This is a genomic window from Arenibacter sp. P308M17, from assembly GCF_003426735.1.
GTDB lineage: Bacteria > Bacteroidota > Bacteroidia > Flavobacteriales > Flavobacteriaceae > Arenibacter.
Genome location: NZ_QVON01000003.1, coordinates 246,734 through 268,467, shown reverse-complemented (window position 1 = coordinate 268,467; position 21,734 = coordinate 246,734). Strand labels below are relative to the sequence as shown.

General features: G+C 41.4%; 15 protein-coding genes and 1 tRNA gene. 13 read left to right on the top strand and 3 right to left on the bottom strand.

The genetic code is table 11. The annotated features are described in order from the left end of the window. Nucleotides 1-646 precede the first annotated feature (646 nt). The 4 genes from D0S24_RS09085 (at nucleotide 647) to D0S24_RS09070 (ending at nucleotide 7,384) form a co-directional block, all read left to right on the top strand. On the top strand, nucleotides 647-1,729 hold the full coding sequence (locus tag D0S24_RS09085) for an efflux RND transporter periplasmic adaptor subunit (protein ID WP_117019562.1): 1,083 nt from the start codon (nucleotides 647-649) through the stop codon (nucleotides 1,727-1,729). Continuing rightward, nucleotides 1,726-4,812, top strand: coding sequence for an efflux RND transporter permease subunit (locus tag D0S24_RS09080; RefSeq protein WP_117019561.1), 3,087 nt, complete (start codon nucleotides 1,726-1,728; stop codon nucleotides 4,810-4,812). The genes D0S24_RS09085 and D0S24_RS09080 overlap by 4 nt, the downstream gene beginning before the upstream one ends. 1 nt (nucleotide 4,813) lies before the next feature. After that, complete coding sequence (locus tag D0S24_RS09075) at nucleotides 4,814-6,124, top strand: TolC family protein (RefSeq protein ID WP_117019560.1); 1,311 nt, start codon at nucleotides 4,814-4,816, stop codon at nucleotides 6,122-6,124. Nucleotides 6,125-6,358: 234 nt separating this feature from the next. Next, nucleotides 6,359-7,384 (top strand): metallophosphoesterase, encoded by a 1,026-nt coding sequence (locus D0S24_RS09070; protein ID WP_117019559.1) that lies wholly within the window; start codon nucleotides 6,359-6,361, stop codon nucleotides 7,382-7,384. A gap of 314 nt (nucleotides 7,385-7,698) precedes the next feature. On the opposite strand, the gene D0S24_RS09065 is transcribed toward D0S24_RS09070, so the two are convergent. Beyond that, nucleotides 7,699-7,771, bottom strand: a tRNA-Phe gene (locus tag D0S24_RS09065). 101 nt (nucleotides 7,772-7,872) lie between these two features. On the opposite strand from D0S24_RS09065, the gene D0S24_RS09060 reads away from it, so the two are divergent. The 7 genes from D0S24_RS09060 to D0S24_RS09030 all read left to right on the top strand — a co-directional run bounded on the left by D0S24_RS09060 (nucleotide 7,873) and on the right by D0S24_RS09030 (nucleotide 15,593). Next, the gene (locus D0S24_RS09060) at nucleotides 7,873-8,601 is read left to right on the top strand and encodes a type III pantothenate kinase (RefSeq protein ID WP_117019558.1); all 729 of its coding nucleotides are present in this window, start codon (nucleotides 7,873-7,875) and stop codon (nucleotides 8,599-8,601) included. Further along, nucleotides 8,602-9,864, top strand: a complete 1,263-nt coding sequence (locus D0S24_RS09055; protein ID WP_117019557.1) for a hypothetical protein — start codon at nucleotides 8,602-8,604, stop codon at nucleotides 9,862-9,864. Nucleotides 9,865-9,901: 37 nt separating this feature from the next. Continuing rightward, entirely contained in the window at nucleotides 9,902-11,272 is a 1,371-nt protein-coding gene (locus D0S24_RS09050; protein WP_117019556.1) for a hypothetical protein, read from the top strand. Between the two features lies 1 nt (nucleotide 11,273). Further along, nucleotides 11,274-11,885 (top strand): LPS export ABC transporter periplasmic protein LptC, encoded by a 612-nt coding sequence (gene lptC, locus D0S24_RS09045; protein ID WP_117019555.1) that lies wholly within the window; start codon nucleotides 11,274-11,276, stop codon nucleotides 11,883-11,885. Then, nucleotides 11,882-12,085, top strand: coding sequence for a hypothetical protein (locus D0S24_RS09040; RefSeq protein ID WP_117019554.1), 204 nt, complete (start codon nucleotides 11,882-11,884; stop codon nucleotides 12,083-12,085). The genes lptC and D0S24_RS09040 overlap by 4 nt, the downstream gene beginning before the upstream one ends. Before the next feature lie 14 nt (nucleotides 12,086-12,099). After that, nucleotides 12,100-13,380 (top strand): hemolysin family protein, encoded by a 1,281-nt coding sequence (locus D0S24_RS09035; RefSeq protein ID WP_258922829.1) that lies wholly within the window; start codon nucleotides 12,100-12,102, stop codon nucleotides 13,378-13,380. A 95-nt stretch (nucleotides 13,381-13,475) separates the two neighbouring features. Further along, nucleotides 13,476-15,593 carry a SurA N-terminal domain-containing protein gene (locus D0S24_RS09030; RefSeq protein ID WP_117019552.1) on the top strand — a complete coding sequence of 706 codons (2,118 nt, stop codon included), beginning with the start codon at nucleotides 13,476-13,478 and terminating at the stop codon, nucleotides 15,591-15,593. Nucleotides 15,594-15,688: 95 nt separating this feature from the next. Here the strand turns inward: D0S24_RS09030 and D0S24_RS09025 are convergent, their stop codons facing one another. Both D0S24_RS09025 and D0S24_RS09020 read right to left on the bottom strand, forming a co-directional pair. Beyond that, a complete protein-coding gene (locus tag D0S24_RS09025; protein WP_117019551.1) occupies nucleotides 15,689-16,612 on the bottom strand; it encodes a GYDIA family GHMP kinase in 924 nt (307 codons plus the stop codon). Then, on the bottom strand, nucleotides 16,609-17,931 hold the full coding sequence (locus D0S24_RS09020) for a hydroxymethylglutaryl-CoA reductase, degradative (RefSeq protein ID WP_117019550.1): 1,323 nt from the start codon (nucleotides 17,929-17,931) through the stop codon (nucleotides 16,609-16,611). The genes D0S24_RS09025 and D0S24_RS09020 overlap by 4 nt, the downstream gene beginning before the upstream one ends. A 220-nt stretch (nucleotides 17,932-18,151) precedes the next feature. Here D0S24_RS09020 and D0S24_RS09015 point away from each other — a divergent pair, with 220 nt between their 5' ends. After that, nucleotides 18,152-20,317, top strand: coding sequence for a S9 family peptidase (locus D0S24_RS09015; RefSeq protein ID WP_117019549.1), 2,166 nt, complete (start codon nucleotides 18,152-18,154; stop codon nucleotides 20,315-20,317). A 9-nt stretch (nucleotides 20,318-20,326) separates the two neighbouring features. Next, the gene (locus D0S24_RS09010) at nucleotides 20,327-21,673 is read left to right on the top strand and encodes a peptide MFS transporter (RefSeq protein WP_117019548.1); all 1,347 of its coding nucleotides are present in this window, start codon (nucleotides 20,327-20,329) and stop codon (nucleotides 21,671-21,673) included. Nucleotides 21,674-21,734: the final 61 nt, after the last annotated feature.

Genomic DNA, 21,734 nt, shown 5'->3' with positions numbered 1-21,734 from the left:
CCCTGCCTTTGCCGGTAGACAGGGATGTGATTTAATGGTATATTTAGTGTAACCACCAAAGAAAGGCATTAAGTTTACATTAAGCGGAATGTGGTTTGGAATTGGAAAAATAGGTCACAATACCCTTTCTCATTAAATGGGATTTGAATGCTCAGGCGTTGCCCACCCCTTATGTATCCGGGTAGGGCTCCACTATGGCCTAGGAAATCCCTAAGTTGGGTGGGAATTGTTTTTGGCTTCGACCGGATAAAATATAGGGGACACCTAGCCTCCCTAATAGCATTAACATAACACTAGAAACCCTATGTTTTGTTAGTTTTATCCTAAACATCTTGGATAATTGTTTGGTTTTATGTTAATCAATGTTAAATAAAGTGTAACTATTCTTAAAAATGAGTCATAAGAATTAGATTTGTCAGCGTCTTTTTAGAAACTGTTTAAATTTTGTTTTCGGAATATTTTATAGTGTATTCCTGCCTGCCGGCAGGCAGGTTTTCTTCGGACGAAGGGTGCTTTGAGGAACATAACTAAGCTAGGTGCTTCCAATATAATTAAGTATGGGGGGGAAATTAACGTTAGAGAACCGAAGGATAAAACGTAAACAGTTTCTGAGTGTCTTTATTATTGGTTACCAACTCCAAAAATTATGAAAATAAAATACATCGTTTATACCTTATTGTTAGTCGGACTAGGGGGCTTGGTAACCTATCGTATTATGCAGAATGGCGAAGGAGGCAAATCCGGAAGTTCGGTTAACACCGCTGAGGTGCCAATAGTTGAGGGTATGGTGCTTCGTCCCCAGGTATTTAAAGATAATATTTCCCTATCAGGTACTTTGGAGGCAAATGAGCAAATAGAGATACGAAGTGAGGTATCGGGAGTCGTTGAAAGTATAAATTTTGTGGAAGGAGGCAGGGTTTCCCAAGGTCAGGTACTGTTCAAGGTGAACGATATCGAATTACAGGCGCAATTGTCCAAAGTAACTACCGCCCAGAAGCTGGCTGCCGAGAATGAAAGGCGGGCAAAACTGTTATTGGAAAAGCAGGCTATCAGTCAGGAGGAATACGATATCGCAAGTGCCGATTTTCAATCTGCCAGTGCAGAATCGGAATTGATAGCCGCACAATTATCAAAAGCAACCGTTCGTGCCCCATTTTCCGGAATTATAGGACTTCGTTCCATTTCGAAAGGGACCTATGTTAGTCCGGCAACGCCCGTTGCAAAATTGGTGGATACAGATCGGTTAAAGATAACGTTTTCCATTCCCGAAAAATACGCGGCCCAGATCAAAGTTGGAACTTCCTTTTCTTTCACAACGGCCAATTCCAAGGAGGAATACAGTGCCAAAATATATGCCATAGAACCAGAAGTGGAGGTGGCTACCAGAACCTTAAAAATGAGGGCGATGGCCGAAAACCCAGAGGGTAAACTTTTTCCTGGGGCTTTTGCCAATGTAATATTACCCTTGGAAACGGTCAATGATGCCCTATTGGTGCCCAGTGAATCTTTGATTCCAGTTCAGAATGGTAAAAAAATCTTTATCGTCGAAAATGGAAAGGCCAAGGAGGTAGAAGTGGAAATGGGTGCCCGTACCGGCAGCTCCGTACGGATCGTTTCCGGTTTAAAGGTCGGGGATACTGTACTAACCTATGGGGTTATGGCCTTAAAGGAAGGTTCTCCTGTAAAGGTGTTGCTAAAGGAAACTGAAACTCTTACTTCGGAACAATGAGTAGTTTATCAACAATAAGCATTAAGCGCCCGGTACTTACCATTGTAATGAATTTGGCCCTAATTTTGTTCGGGATTATAGGCTTTACCTATTTGGGTGTTCGCGAGTTTCCTTCCATAGATCCCGCCCAAGTATCGGTACGAACTAATTATTCGGGGGCCAATGCCGATATAATTGAATCGCAGATTACGGAACCTTTGGAAAAGGCCATAAATTCCATTGATGGTATAAGGAACATTACGTCGTCCAGTATTCAGGGATCCAGTTCTATAAGTATAGAGTTTAATCTCGATAAAAACCTGGAGGATGCGGCCAACGATGTCCGTGATAAGGTATCGCAGGCGGTAAGAAGCCTTCCGGACGATCTGGATGCCCCACCGGTAGTCTCAAAAGCCGATGCCGATGCGGATAGGATACTTTCTATGACCGTACAGAGCGATGGTAAAAATATTCTGGAACTTTCGGATTATGCCGAAAATGTAATATCCCAAAGAATTGAGACCATACCAGGGGTAAGTAGCGTTCAAATATGGGGGCAGCGCCGCTATGCCATGCGGCTGTGGATAGATCCATTTAAATTGGCGTCCTATGGTTTAACCGTGGCAGATGTGCGCAACGCATTGTTGGCGCAGAATGTGGAGCTGCCTTCGGGGAAATTAACAGGGGATAATACGGAAATAACGGTAAAGACCATTGGAAACTTGGATTCAGAGGAAGGGTTCAACAATATCATAATCAGGGCCGATGGGGAAAAATTAGTGCGTCTTAGCGATATTGGCAAGGCTTCTTTGGAAGGGGAGAATATGGAGACCAAGATGAGCGATTCCGGTCAGCCCATGGTCGCCATAGCCGTTGTTCCGCAACCAGGCACCAATTATCTGGAAATTGCGGACAGGTTCTACGTGGAATACGAAAAGCTTAAAAAGGATTTGCCGGAAGGGTTTAAACTGAATATTGTAATAGATGATACCGTATTTGTTAGAAAGGCGGTTACCGAGGTGGCGGAAACCCTGCTGATTTCGATTGTCCTGGTTATCCTGGTCATATATCTATTTTTTAGAAATTGGTCAATGGCAATGCGTCCGTTGATAGATATACCCGTATCATTGATAGCCACATTCTTTATTATGTGGCTGTTCGGGTTTTCCATTAATGTCCTTACCCTTTTGGCCATTGTGCTTGCAACGGGACTTGTTGTGGATGACGGCATTGTGGTAACCGAAAATATTTATAAAAAGGTAGAGGCGGGGATGAGCCCTATAGAGGCCGCCATAAAGGGTTCCAACGAGATTTTCTTTGCTGTAATATCCATATCCATTACCCTTGCTGCCGTTTTTCTTCCCGTTATATTCCTTGAGGGCTTTGTCGGGCGGTTGTTTAGGGAATTTGGTGTCGTCCTGGGTTCGGCGGTATTGATATCCGCATTTGTCTCCCTCACCTTGACCCCTATGCTAAATGCGTATTTAATTAAACCAGGGAAGCAGAGCCATTCCAAATTCTATAATTACACGGAGCGCTATTTTATAAAAATGAACGAATCCTATGCAGATGCATTGGCTACTTTTATGAAAAGGAAATGGTTGAGTTTCCCAATATTATTGGCATGTATTGGGCTAATAGTCCTTTTTTATGGTCTACTCCAAAAGGAAACGGCACCCTATGACGATCGTAGTTTTGTTAGTTTGAGCGTTACGGCACCGGAAGGCTCCTCTTATGAATATATGGATCGTTTAATGAATGACATTACCAAGCTGATCAACGATTCTATACCAGAAAAGAAGGTAAGTTTGGTACTCACTTCTCCCGGCTTTGGCACAACTTCCTCGGTGAATAGTGGCCGGGCCCATATTGCACTTGCAGAACCGCATGAAAGGGAGCGGTCTCAAGAAGAAATTGCGGCGGATCTTGGACGATGGGCAAAATCTTATGTTGGCGGAAAATCCAATGTATCGCAGAAGCCGACCATCGCGGTAAATCGCCGTGGCGGAGCCCCGATCCAATATATTATACAGGCGCAGAATTTTCAAAAGCTCAAGGAAAAAATTCCAGAATTCATGGCGGAAGCCGAGAAAAATGAAACCTTTTCCTTTACCGACGTCAATTTGAAATTTGATAAACCCGAACTTTATGTAACCATAAACAGGGAAAAAGCGGAAAGCTTGGGCGTGTCCGTTTTGGACGTGGCCCAAACACTGCAATTATCCCTTAGCGGGCAACGCTTTGGGTATTTCTTAATGAACGGGAAACAATATCAGGTTATTGGCCAATTCGACAAAAAGGACCGTGATGCGCCTTTGGACCTTACTTCCATTTTTGTAAAGAACAACGATGGTCTCTTAATTCAATTGGACAATCTGGTTTCCACATCGGAACATAGTAGTCCCCCCCAACTTTTTCACAACAATAGGTATACTTCGGCAACCGTTTTTGCAAGTCTAGCCCCCGGCAAGAGCTTAAGCGATGGGATAGCGGCCATGGAAGCGATCAAGGAAAAAGTATTGGATGAAAGTTTTACTACGGATTTAGGGGGAGAATCCAGGGATTTTGTAGAGAGCAGTTCCAACACCCTGTTTGCTTTCGGTCTTGCCCTAATCCTTATTTTTCTGATATTGGCGGCCCAATTTGAAAGTTTTATAGACCCAATTATCATAATTTTAACGGTGCCCATGGCCGTGGCCGGGGCCATGTTTTCCCTGTGGCTCTTTGGGCAGACCTGGAATATTTTTAGTCAGATAGGCACTATAATGTTGATCGGTCTGGTAACCAAGAACGGTATTTTGATCGTAGAATTCGCCAATCAACTTAGGGAGGAAGGGATGTCTAAAGCGGAGGCTATTTTAAAAGCATCGGAGTCCAGATTAAGACCTATTCTTATGACCAGTCTAACCATAGCCTTGGGAGCCCTGCCCATAGCCCTGTCCCTTGGAGCGGCATCTACTAGCCGTATAGGTATGGGTGTAGTAATTATTGGAGGGACCATGTTCTCCTTGGTACTGACTTTATTCGTTATCCCTGCACTGTATTTCTTGTGGTCCAGGGAGAAAAAGGAACATCCTGAATTTAAAGCCCTCGAATCCTATTAAAATGAACAACTATAATTACGCTACCTTACTTTTTGTTTTCTTTTGTTTTACCAACCTCAGTAATGCGCAGGATATTCTTACGGTAGAGAAGGCCGTCCAAATTGCCCTGGAAAACAATTATCAGATAAAAATTGCGGCCAATGAGCTACAAATTGATGAGACTGCCGTAAGTATCGGTAATGCCGGGATGCTTCCCCAGGTAGGGCTCAGTATAATCGATAACAATAGCATTCAGAATTTAAGTCAGACCCGATCGGATGGAAGCAATGTGGAAAGGGACAACGCCAAGAACAATAGTCTCAATTACGGAATTGCAATGGACTGGACCTTGTTTGATGGTTTAAGGATGTTTGCCGATTATGAACAGCTAAAAGAAACCCAGAAATTGGGAGAGGCCCAATTAAAAGAGGTTATCCTTAACAGGGTGGGAGAGGTCATGATTACCTATTTTGATCTTGTACAGCAGAAACAACAACTCTCAGCTTTGGACAGCACCATTAATATTTCGGAACAAAGGGTAGAATTGGCAAATAACCGTTTTACCATTGGAAAAGCTTCAAAATTGGAAGTGTTGAACGCCCAAGTAGATCTGAATACGGATGAAACCCTGATGCAACGGCAAAAGGAACTGTATGTTAATACCAAGGTACAATTGAACCAATACCTGGCACGTGATCTGAAAATCGATTTTGAGGTAGTGCCCGAAATTTTTGTAGACCGGGCATTGCAACTACCGGAACTGGAAACCCAAGTAGTGAAAAAAAATCCGACCCTTCAGGTAGAACAGATCAACAAAAAGATCAGTGAACTGCAATTGAAACAAACCAAGGCCTTGCGCTACCCGACAATTTTTGCCAGTACAGGCTATAATTTTGGGCGTACCGAATCCAGCTTGGGCTTTACGACCAGTTCAAGTTCAAGAGGATGGAATTATGGGTTTGGAGCAAGTCTAAATGTGTTTGACGGGTTCAATCAAAATAGAAATGAGAAAATAGCAAAGATTCAAGTTGAAAATACGAAAGTGGTCATTGAGCAGAGAACGCAGGAGTTAATGTCCTTATTGAATACTACCTATCAAACATACCTGACCAATATAAGCCTAATAGAATTGGAAGGGAAAAATGAGGAGATAGCAGAGGAGAATATGGAGATTACGGTAGAAAAATATAGAATAGGGATTATCCCTACCATTGAATTTAGGACGGCACAGTTAAATTATATCAATGCAAGGGTACGCCATAGCAATGCCAAGTTTCAAGCAAAGTTATCGGAGATCATCCTAAAACAGCTCGCCGGGAACCTGGTATTATGACCTATTTAAATTCTGGGGTATTGTTATTGGTTTTATTTTTAATCGTAAATTCAGTTTAGCTTCCACAAAATAATTTTGCTACAAGCTATAAGTTGTAGGCCATAAGCAAGAGTTGTAGAAAAAGAAGTTTTGATTGCGGCCAATTTCACATTGCCAAAGGCAGGTATGTACTTTTAGTGCGTAGTGGTTTAGTGCAGCCTTTTCCAGAGGATAAAAAATAACAATTCCGAATAGATGAAACGTCGAAATTTTTTTAAGAATGCAGCTACAGCATCAATTGGGTTGGGACTAAGCAAGTATCCATCATTGGATAATTCTGCACAACCCTTAAAAAAAAGCATCCAGTTTTGTGTTACTGTAGAGGAAAACAGGCTTCAATTTTTTTCGGATGTCATTAAGGAGCCGGTAAAGATCGTTCATATAGCAGATACCCATCTCTTTAGGGACGATGAACGCGGAGTTCCATATCAGAAGTATAGTGGACGTATGGCCAAGGCCTATAACCAGACCAAGCACTTTATAACAAATGAATCCACCCATCCGGAAGAGGCGTTTGAGGCCGCCTTGAATTTTGCTAAAGAGTCCCGGGCAGATTTGATTGCCCTGATCGGGGACATTTTTAGCTTTCCGTCCGAAGCCGCCATTGAGTGGGTGCAGGCCAAATTGCAAGAAGTGGATATTCCTTATATTTATGTTGCCGGCAATCATGATTGGCATTATGAGGGTATGGAGGGTTCCTTGGAAGTACTGAGGGGGAAGTGGATCAAGGAAAGATTGCTGCCGTTATACCAGGGCAAGCATCCATTAATGGCGGCGTTTGAGGTGAAAGGAATCCGGTTTTTGGCCATCGACAATTCCACATATCAAATTAATAAGGAGCAGTTGGCCTTTTTTAAAGAACAGGTCTCAAGCGGGATACCTTTGGTACTATTGGTGCATATACCTATGTACGCCCCGGGAAAATCCATTGGTTTTGGATGTGGAAATCCGGATTGGGGAGCTTCTTCCGATTGGAATTTTGAGTTGGAAAGGCGTTTGAAGTGGCCAGAAGAGGGACATTCCAAAACTACCTTCAATTTTCACAGGGCGGTGTTTTCCGCTCCAAATCTTATGGGAATCTTTTCAGGACATATTCATCGGTTTTCAATGGAATCGATAAAGGGAAAACCGCAGATAGTTACCGATGATAATGCCAGTGGCGGTTATTTGGATGTTGATTTTTTACCCTTGGAACCCAAGGACAGATCCCTAATTTTTTAGGGGGCACTTCACGCAAAAAAGAGACTATTGTTGGCATGAAAGCCCAAAGAAAATCTTTTGTAGGCTTGAGCGTGACGATTGCGTCAGCGAGGGAAGGCAGAAAAGATTGAGACCAAATGAAGGTTGTTTACAAGCAAATGTTTATGAAGTGCCGATTCTGGAGACTATTTTAGGCACGAATGTAATGCTTGCGCCAGCGGGTTTTTTGACAAAAAAAATTAAAGTAGATTTTGAAACCTAAAAACACTGTACAAACCCTATTTAACCAAGAAAACCGCAACATCTTGTTAAAGAATGTATACGGTTTTTCTAAGTGGTGCCTCCAGGAATCGAACCAGGGACACATGGATTTTCAGTCCATTGCTCTACCAACTGAGCTAAGGCACCAAACGCTGTAAGCGGGTGCAAATATAAATTCAAATTTAGGATATACAAACAAAAATGAAAAAAAAGGTTTTTGTTTTTTTAAGTTTTTTGATCTTTACCGTATGAACCTGATTGTAGACATGGGGAACACCCTCGTAAAAATGGCAGTTTTCGATAATGGGAAAATTATTTCCTATCGAAAAATTCCCAATGCGGATTTTGCAAAAAACGTGAAATCAATTTTTGCCGAGTACGTAGGTATTCAAAATGCCATTGTTTCCAACGTAGGGGTAATGGGCCATGAGGAAATAGCCGTGTTGTGTGTTTTCTGTAAGGTTCATGTGCTTAGTCATGCCTCCAATGTCCCCTTTAAAAATTCCTATGCTACCCCCCAAACCCTAGGTGTGGACCGCATAGCCCTGGCAACGGCGGCCTTTTATCATAACCCCAAGGGAAATACCTTGGTTATAGATGCGGGCACCTGTGTTACCTATGATGCTCTTAATGATTATGGGGAGTATTTGGGCGGGGCCATTTCACCGGGAATAGCCATGAGATACAAGGCCATGCACGAGCAAACGTCGAAATTGCCATTATTGAAAAAAAAAGGTGTAATGGATTTTATTGGAAACACCACCGAAACTAGTATGCACAGTGGTGTTATCAACGGTATTTGCAATGAAATTGACGGGACAATTGACCAATATAGGAGCAGATTTGTGGATTTAACAGTTATTTTAACAGGAGGGGATGCCCAATTTTTGTCAAAACGATTAAAAAATACCATATTTGCGCATTCTAAATTTCTCCTGTTGGGGTTATATCATTTGTTAGAATACAACAAGCGCTAGATGATCAAAAATTTTATTATTGCAATTTTATGCCTTACTTCGGTAGGCATATATGCACAGAATAGTACTGCTTCCCCATATTCCTATTTTGGTGTTGGGGATTTAAAGGCTACCGGCACAGTGGAAAATCAAATGATGGGCGGGTTGAGTGTGTATACGGATAGTATCCACATCAACCTTAATAATCCGGCAGCCTATAGTAAGTTGGAGTATACCACCTACACCGCTGGACTATCACGTAAAGAATACAGGTTTGAAAGTAATGTTTCCAAGGAAAATTCCTCCATTTCAAATTTGGACTACCTATCGTTGGGATTTAACCTGGGCAAAGGCTTTGGTATGGGCTTCGGAATTATGCCCTATTCTTCCATAGGGTACAATTTCCAATCTGAAAGGACCACTGCCCAAGGATCGGTATCGGAATCGTTTAATGGGGAAGGTGGGTTGAACAGGGTCTATCTCTCCGTTGGTTATCAACTTTTTAATAACCTAAGTTTAGGGGTTACCAGTAATTTTAATTTCGGGAGCCAGAATACCAATAGTTATCAGACCATAGAAGACGTACAGTTGGGTTCTTTCAATAGGATAGAGTCCCGGATCAAGGGTTTCGATTTTAATTTTGGTGCCAGTTTTACACCGGACATCACCGATAAACACACCCTTTTTACCAGTATTATTGTAAATACCCAGGCCAATTTGGTTTCTGAAAATACCAGGACCATTGGATCCTTTTCCACGACTAATGGAATGGATGTTGAAGTAACCGAAGTGGATTTGGAGGCGCAGGGCCTGGCACGTACAGGGGTGCAGATTCCAACTACCGCTACCTTGGGAGTAGGTTATGGTCAAGATAGGAAATGGTTTTTAGGTGCCGAGTACAGTTTTCAGGAATTGGGTAATTTTGAGAACGAACTTACTCCGGCAAGCAATTTGGAATATAAAAATGCACAGACCTTCAGGCTCGGGGGTTATTATATTCCAGAGTATACTTCCTTTACAAGTTATCTGAAAAGGGTTACCTATAGGGCCGGGGCCAAGGTTTCCAAATCAGGGATAGTGGTAGATAATAAGGAGATTAATGATTTTGGCATAACTTTTGGAATGGGTTTACCGTTAGGTCGTAATCTTTCAAATATTAACCTTGGCTTTGAACTTGGAAAAAGGGGAACCAAATACGGGGATTTAGTGGAGGAAAGTTATTTCAAAGTTAATGTGGGCCTCTCTTTAAACGATAAATGGTTTATACCGAGAAAAATTAATTAAAAATTATTACTTTAACCACCTTAAAATAAACAGACAGATGAAAAAGAAACTCTACATCACAGCGATTGCCGCCATGGGATTTATGGGTTTAGGGCATGCCCAAGCTCAAAACCCGGAGTGTATGACCAATCTTTCCATTTACACCGAGCATGTGAAAGTAAAGAATTACGAGGCTGCTTATACACCATGGAAAATGGTTTATGATAATTGCCCTACTTTAAATTGGGCCAATATATTATATGGTGAGCGGATTTTAAAGGATAGGATCGAGAAATCTACCGGGGCGGATAAAACGGCCAATATAAATGCCTTAATTGAACTTTACGATAATAGGGCGAAATACTTTCCGGCAAAGACAAACGTTGCCGAGACTTTGATAGATAAGGTGTTGTTGAAGTATGATGAAAAAACAATTACCGATGAGGAAGTCTATACTCAGCTGGACAAAGCCTTTACTGAGGATAAGACCAATTTTAAAAACCCTAAGGCATTGTACCTATATTTCTCCAGTTTGGTAGATCTGAACAGTGCCGGCAAAAGGGATCTGGAGGAAGTATTTGAAAAATACGACAACGTTACCGAAAGGATAGAGGAAGAAAATGTAAAGCTTACAGAGGTGATAACCAAACTCCTTCCTAAGGAAGATGCAGGTACTTTGACCGCCAAAGAGAAAAAACAATTGAGTTCTTATAATAGTTATTCCGAAAGCTACGGTAAAATAGCAGAAAGTATAGATAGTAAATTAGGGGCTTTGGCGAACTGTGAAAACCTAATTCCTTTGTACGAAAAGAATTTTGAACAAAAAAAGGGCGATATTACTTGGATAAAGAGAGCCGTTGGAAGAATGTACAGCAAGGAGTGTACCGAAGACCCCTTGTTCAAAAAACTATTTGAGGTACAATTGGCCTTGGAGCCTTCTGCCAGTGCATATATGTACGGTGGGGCGCTAAAGAAAAATGCCGGGGATACCAATGGGGCCATTGCCGATTTCAACAAGGCCATGGAGTTGGAGACCGATTCCAGAAAAAAATCCGATATCGCTTATAGAATTGCTACAAGCTATAGAAATGGCAGTAAGTCCACAGCCAGGAATTATGCCCAAAAGGCAATAGATGCCAACCCTTCCAATGGTAAGGCCTATTTGTTGATAGCCAGTTTGTATGCAGGTAGCGCCAATGAGTGTGGTAGTACGCCATTCGAGAAAAGGGCTGTCTATTGGAAAGCTGCGGATTTGGCCAGACAGGCAGGTCGTGTGGATCCAGCTTTAAGTGGAAGGGCAGGTCAGGCAGCCGCTAGTTATTCAGCCAAGGCACCGTCCAAAACGGATATATTCAATTCCGGTATGGCCGGTAAAACAGTAAGTTTCTCCTGTTGGGTAGGTGGTAGTGTAAAAGTGCCCAACCTATAAGATGAAAAAAAAGCGGGTATATAATTTAAGAAGCATTGCCATAGTATTTTCTATGGCAATGCTTTTTTATTCCTGTGCAGATAATTATAAAAGAGTTGGGGACGAGGCAATAAAAAAGATATTTCCTGGCGCCATAGCTGAGGATTTCACCTTAACCTATACGGAGACCGATGAACTTGAAGAAAATGAGGGCGTGGTTTCCTCCCATATCATTGCCGTACTAAAAGGTCCAATTTGCGATGATTACAATAACTTGGCCTTTCCTTATTATGTTTTTCCTGAAGGACTCATGTTGGAGTTTTTTAATGAAAAAGGAGAAAAGAGTACAGTTACCGCAGATTATGGAATTATGTATTCAAGTACTAATTTAATAGATTTGCAAGGTAATGTGGTTATTAAATCCAGTGACGGTAAAAAGTTGGAGGCACCTCAATTATATTGGGATAGAACCAATGATTGGGTTTTTACCCAACAGAAATTTAAGTATACCAACCCAGAGGAAGGAACCATAATGGATGGAGAGGGAATGGACTTTAATAGGGATTTCAGTTTTTTTAATGCCAATAAGACCTATGGCTATATGAGTATAAAAGAGAAGAAGATAGAAGAATGATAAAGATTTTAAGATATACGGAATACCTTTATTTGGCTGTGGCCGTAGTGTCCGCATTTGAGATTTACGAACAGTGGAACATAGATAGGCAAAGGGCCTATTTGTTTGTTTTCTTTGGAATTGTGTCCGTAGGGATGTTCATTTTTAAGAAGACCTATAGGAAAAGGTTCGAAGAGCGTCAAAAAAACAATAAGCAATAATCTTGGAGGCAAGTATTGTTATTATCATTGTTATTTCCTTGCTATTTTCGGCTTTTTTCTCAGGAATGGAAATAGCATTTATTTCCGCAAACAAAATTCACATAGAAATTGAAAAAAAGCAGGAAGGCTTTATGCCCAAAGTGCTGACCCGTCTTACCAAAAAGCCTTCCAAGTTCATTGCTACCATGCTAATTGGAAACAATATAGCCTTGGTGGTGTACGGACTTTTTATGGGAGACCTGCTTATGGGCCTATTTGTCGGGATTGAGTCGGCCCCAGGTGGTTTTTTAAGTCTAATGCTTACCGATTTTAGCTTGGTGACCCAAACAATTATCTCCACCTTGATCATTCTCTTGACCGCAGAGTTCTTGCCCAAGGTGTTATTTCAGATCTATAGCAACAATATGCTTCGGTTATTGGCTGTACCGGCCTATATTTTTTACGTATTATTTTCTGTAATATCGGAGTTCGTTATTTGGGTTTCCGATATAATTCTAAAGGCAATCTTTAAGACAGATGGGGATGAGGTGCAATTGGCATTTAGTAAAATAGAATTGGGAGATTATATTACCGAGCAAATGGAAGCTGTTGAGAAGGAAGATGAGGTGGATTCGGAGATACAGATATTTCAGAATGCCTTGGAGTTTTCCGGGGTAAAGGCCAGGGAAGTAATGGTGCCCAGAACTGAGATCGCCGCAGTGGAGCTTCACGAGACCCCTAAAAACTTGGCAAAGCTCTTTACGGAAACGGGCTATTCCAAAATATTGGTGTTCAAGGATACTATAGACAACATAATTGGTTATGTGCATTCCTACGAACTTTTTAAGAAACCCAAAACCATAAAAAGTATTCTTCTGCCAGTAGAGTTTGTTCCGGAAACAATGCTTATCAATGATATTCTGAATATTTTAACCAAAAAAAGGAAGAGTATAGCCGTAGTTCTGGACGAGTATGGTGGCACCTCAGGGGTGATGACGGTAGAGGATATTGTGGAGGTGCTGTTCGGTGATATAGAGGATGAACATGATACCATCGACTTGTATGAGGACCAGATAAACCAAAACTCCTATAAATTTTCGGGAAGATTGGAAGTAGATTATATAAATGAACAATATAAATTGGAGCTTCCCGAAAGTGATGAGTACGAAACCTTGGGAGGTTTGATCATTAACGAAACAGGAGAGATTCCGGAAAAGAATTCCGAGATTAAGATAGGCAATTTCCATTTTGTGGTATTGGAAGTTTCCAGCAATAAAATAGACTTGGTATCTTTGGTAGTACTTGATGATGAATAGGCATTTGGGGGATTTTTTTTAGTTTTTATTATTTCAAAAGAAAGTAGTAATTTCGCCTCCCGATAGCAACGGGATAAATTTAAACAGTTTACATAATGGCAATTTTAGAGAATATAAGGAAACGAACTACCGTTTTAATTTTAATCATTGGTTTGGCTTTGTTCGCATTCGTAATTTCAGGAGTGTTCAGCAGCAATGAATTGGGTGGCGGAAAGGTTGGTTCTTCCGTAGCGGAGATCAATGGGGACGAAATTTCCATAGATCAATTTAGAAGGAATGTGGAGGTATATTCCAGAATGGCCGGGCCTTCTGCTTCTTCCATTCAATTGGTAAATCAGGTATGGGAGAGGGAAGTAAGGAATACCATACTTGCCCAACAATTTGAGAAGTTGGGGATCAATATAGAACAGGATCGGATATTGAACTATATCAAGACTATTCCCAACTATGTCCAAAATCCTGAATTTCACAATGTCAGCGGTGTTTTCGATGAAAATAAGTTTAGGGAAGCCGTGGCCGATTGGAAAGCAAACAATCCAGGTCGTTACGCTATGTGGTTGCAGGATGAACAGGCCATTATTCAGAATGCAAAGGAGCAGACTTATTTTAACCTTATAAAGGCAGGTGTTGGTTCAACCCTTAAAGAAGGGGAATTGGAGTATAAGTTGGCCAATGATAAAGTGGATATTAAGTACGTGCGCGTACCTTTTACCTCCATTCCAGATTCATCCATAGCGGTTTCCAAGAAAGAGATGGAGGCCTACATTAATGATCATAAAGAAGATTATAAACAGGATAGGGCCAGGGATGTGGAATTTGTGTATTTCGAGGAAAAGGCCTCTTTGGAAGATGAGAATGCCGTAAAGGAAGAAATTGCCCAACTTTTGGAGGATCGCGTGGAGTACAATGCCCAAAAGGACGTAAACGATACTATAAAAGGCTTTAGGAATACAACAGACATGATTGCCTTTTTGGACAGAAATTCGGATTTAAAATACGACACTATTTATAAGGCAAAAAAAGATTTACCGGCTAAATTTGCGGATACGCTCATGTCCTTGGAAAAGGGAAGTATCTTTGGTACGTACAAGGACGGGGATTATTTTAAGGTATCCAAAATGATGGATAGAAAGGCCAATGGTACTGTGAAATCCAGTCATATCCTAATTTCTTATGAAGGGGCTCAACGCGCCAACCCAGAGGTTACCCGAACTAAGGAGGAAGCGGAGAAAAAGGCTAAGGAACTGTTGGTGGAGGCAAAAAAAGCCGGGACCGTTTTTGCCGAATTGGCCCGGGATAATTCGGACGGACCTTCAGCACCCCAGGGTGGTGACCTTGGGTATAACCAAGAAGGGGTAATGGTAGGACCATTCAACGACTTCACCTTTAGTAACCCCGTTGGGGCCATAGGTTTGGTGGAGACAGATTTTGGATTCCATATTGTTAAGATAGATGATAAACAGGACATAGTTAGGATTGCCACTTTGGCCAGGGAAATTGAGCCTTCCGAACAAACTATCAATACCCTGTTCACCGAGGCGACCAAATTTGAAATGGAAACTACCTCGGATAAAGATTTTTCGGAAGCTGCCAAAGAAAGTAATTTCGTGGTTAGACCGGTAAATAAAATTAAGGAAATGGATGAAAACCTGCCAGGACTTTCAGCCCAACGGGCCATTGTTCAATGGGCCTTTAACGAAGAAACCAAATTGGGAGAGGTCAAAAGGTTCAACATAAACAATGGATATGCCGTGGTGAGGTTGACCGGAAAGTACGCAGAGGGGCTTATGAGTGTGGAAGACGCATCGGCCTTGGTTCTTCCAAAGTTGAGAAAGGAAAAGAAGGCGGCACAGATTATGGAAGCCAATAAGGGTAAGACTATGGATGATTTCGCCAAGGATAATAATGTTACAGCTGCTACGGCTTCTGCCTTGACCATGAAATCCCCTACCATTCCAGGAGCGGGATCCGAGGCTTTTGTAGTGGGTACCGCCTTTGCCATGGAGCAAGGGGCAACCTCCGGTTTAATTAAGGGTGATAGTGGTATATACATGCTAACGGTCACCAAAAAGGAAGAAGCTGCGAAATTGGATAATTATAGCACCTATGCCAATAATCTACAGTCAAGTGCTGCAGGTAGGGTAAATTTTGCCGTTTATAATGCCCTGAAGGAATCTTCCACTATTGAGGACAAAAGGGCCACATTTTATTAGTAGATCGTAAGTTCATTATAAAGCAATAAAGCCTCTCTTTCGGGAGGCTTTATTGCTTTTGGCATTTCCGTTTTATCCTTATGATCCTAATTCGACTACTTTACCATTCTGGAATAAGGAATAACAGTAGCATACCCCTTTTTCCCAAAGTAGTCTGGAGTGGTTTTGTTGCCTGTTGCCAGTATAAAATCCCCTCCCCAAGCACCTAGACTTTTTATAGCCCCCTTGTAATCTGAAAATAACCGTTCTTTAACGGTGGGCATTCCTAGGATTTCGCTTAAAATGGCTTCATGCTTTTCAATGAGTTTGTAAAATTGTGACAGGCGTGTGCTGGTCAATATTCTTTGGGTAATACTATTAATTTGGGATATGGCGGAAAAGCTGTTGAATTCCTTTTTGCGATATTGGGCAATGCCTTCCCTACTGTCCTGTTTTTGGTTAAGATGCACAAAGTATAGGTCGTTTTTAAAGCTGGGGTTAAACGCTACCAATTGTACAATAGGGTTGCTATTCTTCAATTGGTAGGTAATAGGCGAATTACTTTGGGCACAGGCAATGTCGTACCCACTGCCCGAAAAGGCGTTCCAAAGTAGCGTATAGGCATCTATTTGGGCCCATTGGGCAATGTTGTTGATCAAGGTAGATGAAGATCCAAGGCCCCATTCCCTTGGGAAGTTCAGTGCTGTTGTAATTTCATACCCTGGGGCAGTGGTTAAAAAACCAGGGTTCAGTTTTTGCGCTTCCAAGAGTATTTTTTTTAGGGTGATGGAAATGGCCATTGTTTCCTGGGAAACGGAATTTTTGGAAACTTGGCCCATGCCTTCCAATTCATAACTATTTTCAAACCATGGCCTCCCTTTTTCATCCAAACTTTTCCATGTCAGTAACCTGTCCCGAGTCTCCTTTACGGATAGTGATTGTCCGTATAGGGTAGGTACCGCTAAACTTTGGGCGCCATCCAAAACCAGATATTCCCCGGTAATCAATAGCTTTCCATTGCTGTAATATTGTTTTATCATCCTTTATTTCTCAAGGCCTCAAGGGCTGCGACTACCGCACTATGGGTGACTGTATGTTTCTTAAAATAGGCTGCCAAACTTAGTTTTTCGTCTTTGGTTGCGCCCAATTGGTTCAATATGTTCAATAAATGCATTTTCATATGTCCTTGCTGTATCCCCGTGGTAACCAAAGAACGTACGGCTGCAAAATTTTGGGCCAGTCCGGCTACGGCTACGATCTGCATAAGTTCTTTGGCGGTCGGATTTTGCAATATTTCCAGGGCAAGCTTTACCAGTGGGTGTAAAGTGGTCAGTCCACCTACCGTGCCAAGGGCAAGGGGGATCTCTATCCAAAATTTGAATATTCCGTTTTCTATGTTGGCGTGCGTTAGACTGGTATAACGTCCGTCTTTTGATGCATAGGCATGGGCCCCTGCTTCTATGGCCCTAAAATCGTTTCCTGTAGCCAAAATTACAGCATCAATCCCATTCATGATTCCCTTGTTATGGGTAACTGCCCTATAGGGTTCCACTTTTGCAATATTAACGGCACGCACCATTTTTTTTGCAAATTCCGCGGCAGTAATTCCGGGATGGCCCTTCAAATCGGAAACTTGACAACTTACCTCTGCCCTTGCCACACAGTTGGGGAGGTAATTGGAAAGAATACCCATGACTATTTCAATATCTTTCTCGCTATCCGAAAATAGGGCGTAATGCAGGGCCTCTTCTTTTAGGCAATGGGCAAACCCTTCCAAACAGGAGTTTATAAAATTGGCACCCATGGCATCCAAGGTTTCAAAAGTACAATGCAATTGGAAATAGCCTTCCAAATCCAATGTTTTATCCCTCAATTCAATACTCTTGATTCCCCCGCCCCGTTTTTTCATGTTTTTTACAATGGGAGCAACACTATTGATCAATCTTGGCTTTACATGGGTAAAAAAAGTTGCAAGTTTGTCTTTATCACCCTGGTACATAAAATGTACCTGACCCACTTTTTCCGTTCCCAGAACGGTGGTTTTAAAGCCGCCACGGGTCTGCCAAAATTTGGCCGCCTTACCGGCAGCGGCAACAACCGAGCTTTCCTCAATGGCCATTGGAATGGCATAAAGCTTGTTATTTATAAGAAAATTGGGAGCAATTCCCAGAGGAACATAAAAGTTGGTAAAGGTATTTTCAATGAATTCATCATGTAAATTCTGCAATTTTTCATCGTCGTTCCAATACTGTTTTATTATGGCAATTGTTTCTTCCGGGTGGTTGGTAAAATGATGGGCAATCCAGTTAATTTTGTCCTCTTTGGACAGTTTGGAAAATCCTTCTATAGGTGCGGTCATTAGGTATTGTATTTCTTTGTGTAAAGATAGTAATATGGCGATAAACCCCTATACATCTTAAAGCAGGTTTAAAAAGGTTAAAAAATGTTATTTTTTCATTGTTATGTTCTTTTTTTTGTGAATTTTTTAGTAAACTTGAGGATTTGAATATTTTTTTGAAAATACTGAAATTTATATAGGTGTACTTTTGTAAAAATAAATATAATAAAGCTTTGTATTTGTGAGAAACCTCCCCTTTCTTTTGCTACTCGTATTTATTTTGTGCCATTTTTCATTTCTTTCGGCCCAAAAAAAGTTACTCTCCCTGGAAGAGATTTATAATGGCACTTTTCATGTTGAGGGGTTGGATAAATTGCAGTCCTTGAAAAATGGAGAACAATACACTGTTTTGGGTATGGATAGGGCAACAGCCACCTCGTCTATCCAAAAATATGATTACGAAACCCAAAAAAAACTGGAAACCATAGTTTCTTCTTCAAGTGAGGTACCCTTTTTTACATCTTATAAGTTTAGCGAAGACGAAACCAAGGTATTGCTGGCCACGGCCATTGAACCTATCTTTAGACGATCTACTTTAGGAATTTTTTATGTATACGACCTTAGGTCAAATAAAATCTCCGCTGTTTCAAGTTCCAAAATTCAGGAACCTTCCTTATCTCCGGACGGAAGCAGGGTAGCCTATGTAAAGAACAATAATATTTTTGTTTGGGATATAGCTACCGATCATACCAGGCAACTTACATGGGATGGAGAAATAAATAAGATTATCAATGGGGTAACGGACTGGGTCTATGAGGAAGAATTTGCCTTTGTAAGGGCATTTGAGTGGAATGCGGATGGTTCTAAATTGGCCTTTATACGATTCGATGAAACCAAGGTCCCGGAATTTTCCATGGATGTTTACGGCAGCAATCTTTACCATACCCAGACCATATTTAAATACCCAAAGGCAGGAGAGGTCAATTCAAAGGTTTCTCTCCATATAGTGGATATGGAGACTTACCAAGTTTCCCCCATTAATTTGGACGATCCCTATTATATCCCAAGAATTAAATGGACAAAAGACCCCAATTTGCTCAGTGTTCAGACCTTGAACCGTCATCAGAACAAACTAAGGTTATACGCAGTAGACGCTAGAGATAACACGAGCAGTATTTTATTGGAAGAAACCGATGATGCCTATGTGGATATTACGGACGATCTTACTTTTTTGGCCGATGGCAGCTTTATCTGGACCAGCGAGAAAGATGGATATAAACATATTTATCTGTATGATGAAGTGGGCAAGTTGCTGAACCAGGTAACCAAAGGTCCTTGGGAGGTTACCAATTATTATGGTTATGACCAAAATAAAGATTTAATTTATTACCAATCTACCGAAAATGGATCAATTAATCGGGATATCTATAGTATAAGGGGCAATGGAAAAAATAAAAGGCGCCTTACCACCAAAGTTGGACAGAATACCGCCGATTTTAGTGCGGATTTCACCTATTTCATCAATGCCTACTCCAGTGCAACCAATCCCCCGGAATATACGCTGCATAGTGCTAGGACCGGAAAAAAAGTAAAGGATATTTTAGTTAATCGGAAGCTATTGTCTAAATTGGACCATTATAGGATACATCCCAAGGAATTTTCCACTATAACTATTCATGGTAATGAACTGAATATGTGGATGATAAAACCATTGGATTTTGATGAAACTAAAAAATATCCTTTATTTATGACCCAATATAGCGGTCCGGGATCGCAACAAGTTTCCAATAGCTGGATGGGTGCCAACGATTATTGGTTTCAAATGCTGGCCAATGAAGGATATATTGTGGTGTGTGTAGATGGAAGGGGTACCGGTTATAAAGGGGCCAAATTTAAAAAGATGACCTATAGGGAATTGGGAAAATATGAGGTGGAAGATCAAATTGCTTCAGCTAAAAAGTTAAGTGAATTGCCCTATATTGACGAATCAAGGACAGGAATTTGGGGCTGGAGCTATGGAGGGTTTATGTCTACCAACTGCATACTAAAAGGGAACGATACCTTCGAAATGGCAATTGCCGTGGCCCCGGTAACCTCCTGGCGGTTCTACGATTCCATATATACCGAGCGTTTTATGCGTACCCCTCAGGAAAACCCTGGTGGTTATGATGAAAATTCTCCCCTTAATTACCCGGAACTTCTACGGGGAAAGTACTTATTGGTCCATGGTTCGGGAGATGACAATGTACACGTGCAAAATACTATGAGGATGGTAGATGCATTGATTCAGGCCAATAAACAATTTGATTGGGCAATATATCCCGACAAAAATCACAGTATAAGTGGGGGGAACACCCGCCTGCACCTGTACACAAAAATGACCAATTTTATAAAAGAAAACCTATAACCCATACGTATGCAGACAACCTTAAAACAGGCACATCAAAAGGAATTATTTGGCCACCCGGTAGGACTTTACATCCTTTTCTTTACAGAAATGTGGGAACGCTTCTCCTATTATGGAATGCGGGCAATTTTGGTATTGTATTTAATTACGGAAACGACCGATAGGAATCCGGGATTGGGCTGGACCAATATAGAGGCGCTTTCACTTTATGGTTGGTATACCATGTTGGTCTATGTGGCCTCTATTCCTGGGGGGATTATTGCAGATAGATTACTTGGACAAAAGAAGGCGGTAATTGTAGGGGCCGTGCTATTGGTAATAGGCCATAGCATATTGGCAATTGAACAAATGTGGGCGTTTTATACCGGGCTTGGTTTTATTATAGCCGGTGTGGGCATGTTAAAGCCAAATATATCTACCATGGTAGGAGGACTATATCCCAAAGGGGATATTAGAAGGGATAAGGGGTTTACCATATTTTATATTGGTATAAATATAGGTGCCTTCCTTTCCAGTTTAATCGTAGGTTATGTGGGAGAGGTGTACGGTTGGCATTATGGATTTGGGTTGGCCGGGATCTGTATGCTTTTGGGTCTTTTGCAGTTTGTTCTTGGTCAGAAATATCTGGTGGGTGTGGGCGACTATCTTGGGAAGTCTACCAATGTGGAAGATCAGGAAGCCTTAAAGAGGCCTCTTAACAAAATAGAAAAGGACAGGGTTATTGTTTTGATACTCTCTTTCCTTATGGTCATTGTTTTCTTTGGTGCCTTTGAGCAAGCTGGTGGTTTAATGAATATCTATGCTTCCGAAAAGACCAATAGAATGTTGATGGGTTGGGAAGTTCCCGCCTCTTGGTTCCAATCCCTTAATGCCTTTTTTATTATTGTATTGGGAGCCTTGGTGGCCAATTTTTGGGCCAGTCGTAAATTGAAGGGCAAGGAAGCTTCTTCCCTTTTTAAAATGATCGCGGGACTGATAATCATGGGAACCGGATTTTTGTTCATGACCGCCGCATCTGCCCAGTTCCAAAGTTCCGGGTCCTCCGCTATGTATTGGTTGGTACTGGCCTATATGTTCCATACGGTGGGCGAGTTGAGCCTGTCCCCTGTGTCCTTATCATTTGTCACCAAATTGGCCCCGGCCAAATACGCTTCTTTAATGATGGGGCTATATTTTGCAACAACAGGGTTCGGAAATAAACTGGCTGGATTATTGGGGGAATCCGCTTCACATTTGGGAGAGTATACCGTATTTACCGGAATAGCCATTTTTTGTATTCTTTTTGGGTTACTTATTGGAGTCTTTTTGAAAAAATTAAAGGCATTGACACATGGCGCCGAAGATAATGAGAAGTGAATTGCCATTAAAGGATTTGGATCCTCAAGTTATTAGTGGCCCATGGGATTTTATGGAAATT

Bases quoted from the DNA above. Each gene is read 5' to 3' on its own strand.
- D0S24_RS09085 (WP_117019562.1), top strand. From the start codon at position 647: ATGAAAATAAAATACATCGTTTATACCTTATTGTTAGTCGGACTAGGG.
- D0S24_RS09080 (WP_117019561.1), top strand. From the start codon at position 1,726: ATGAGTAGTTTATCAACAATAAGCATTAAGCGCCCGGTACTTACCATT.
- D0S24_RS09075 (WP_117019560.1), top strand. From the start codon at position 4,814: ATGAACAACTATAATTACGCTACCTTACTTTTTGTTTTCTTTTGTTTT.
- D0S24_RS09070 (WP_117019559.1), top strand. From the start codon at position 6,359: ATGAAACGTCGAAATTTTTTTAAGAATGCAGCTACAGCATCAATTGGG.
- D0S24_RS09060 (WP_117019558.1), top strand. From the start codon at position 7,873: ATGAACCTGATTGTAGACATGGGGAACACCCTCGTAAAAATGGCAGTT.
- D0S24_RS09055 (WP_117019557.1), top strand. From the start codon at position 8,602: ATGATCAAAAATTTTATTATTGCAATTTTATGCCTTACTTCGGTAGGC.
- D0S24_RS09050 (WP_117019556.1), top strand. From the start codon at position 9,902: ATGAAAAAGAAACTCTACATCACAGCGATTGCCGCCATGGGATTTATG.
- lptC (WP_117019555.1), top strand. From the start codon at position 11,274: ATGAAAAAAAAGCGGGTATATAATTTAAGAAGCATTGCCATAGTATTT.
- D0S24_RS09040 (WP_117019554.1), top strand. From the start codon at position 11,882: ATGATAAAGATTTTAAGATATACGGAATACCTTTATTTGGCTGTGGCC.
- D0S24_RS09030 (WP_117019552.1), top strand. From the start codon at position 13,476: ATGGCAATTTTAGAGAATATAAGGAAACGAACTACCGTTTTAATTTTA.
- D0S24_RS09025 (WP_117019551.1), bottom strand. From the start codon at position 16,612: ATGATAAAACAATATTACAGCAATGGAAAGCTATTGATTACCGGGGAA.
- D0S24_RS09020 (WP_117019550.1), bottom strand. From the start codon at position 17,931: ATGACCGCACCTATAGAAGGATTTTCCAAACTGTCCAAAGAGGACAAA.
- D0S24_RS09010 (WP_117019548.1), top strand. From the start codon at position 20,327: ATGCAGACAACCTTAAAACAGGCACATCAAAAGGAATTATTTGGCCAC.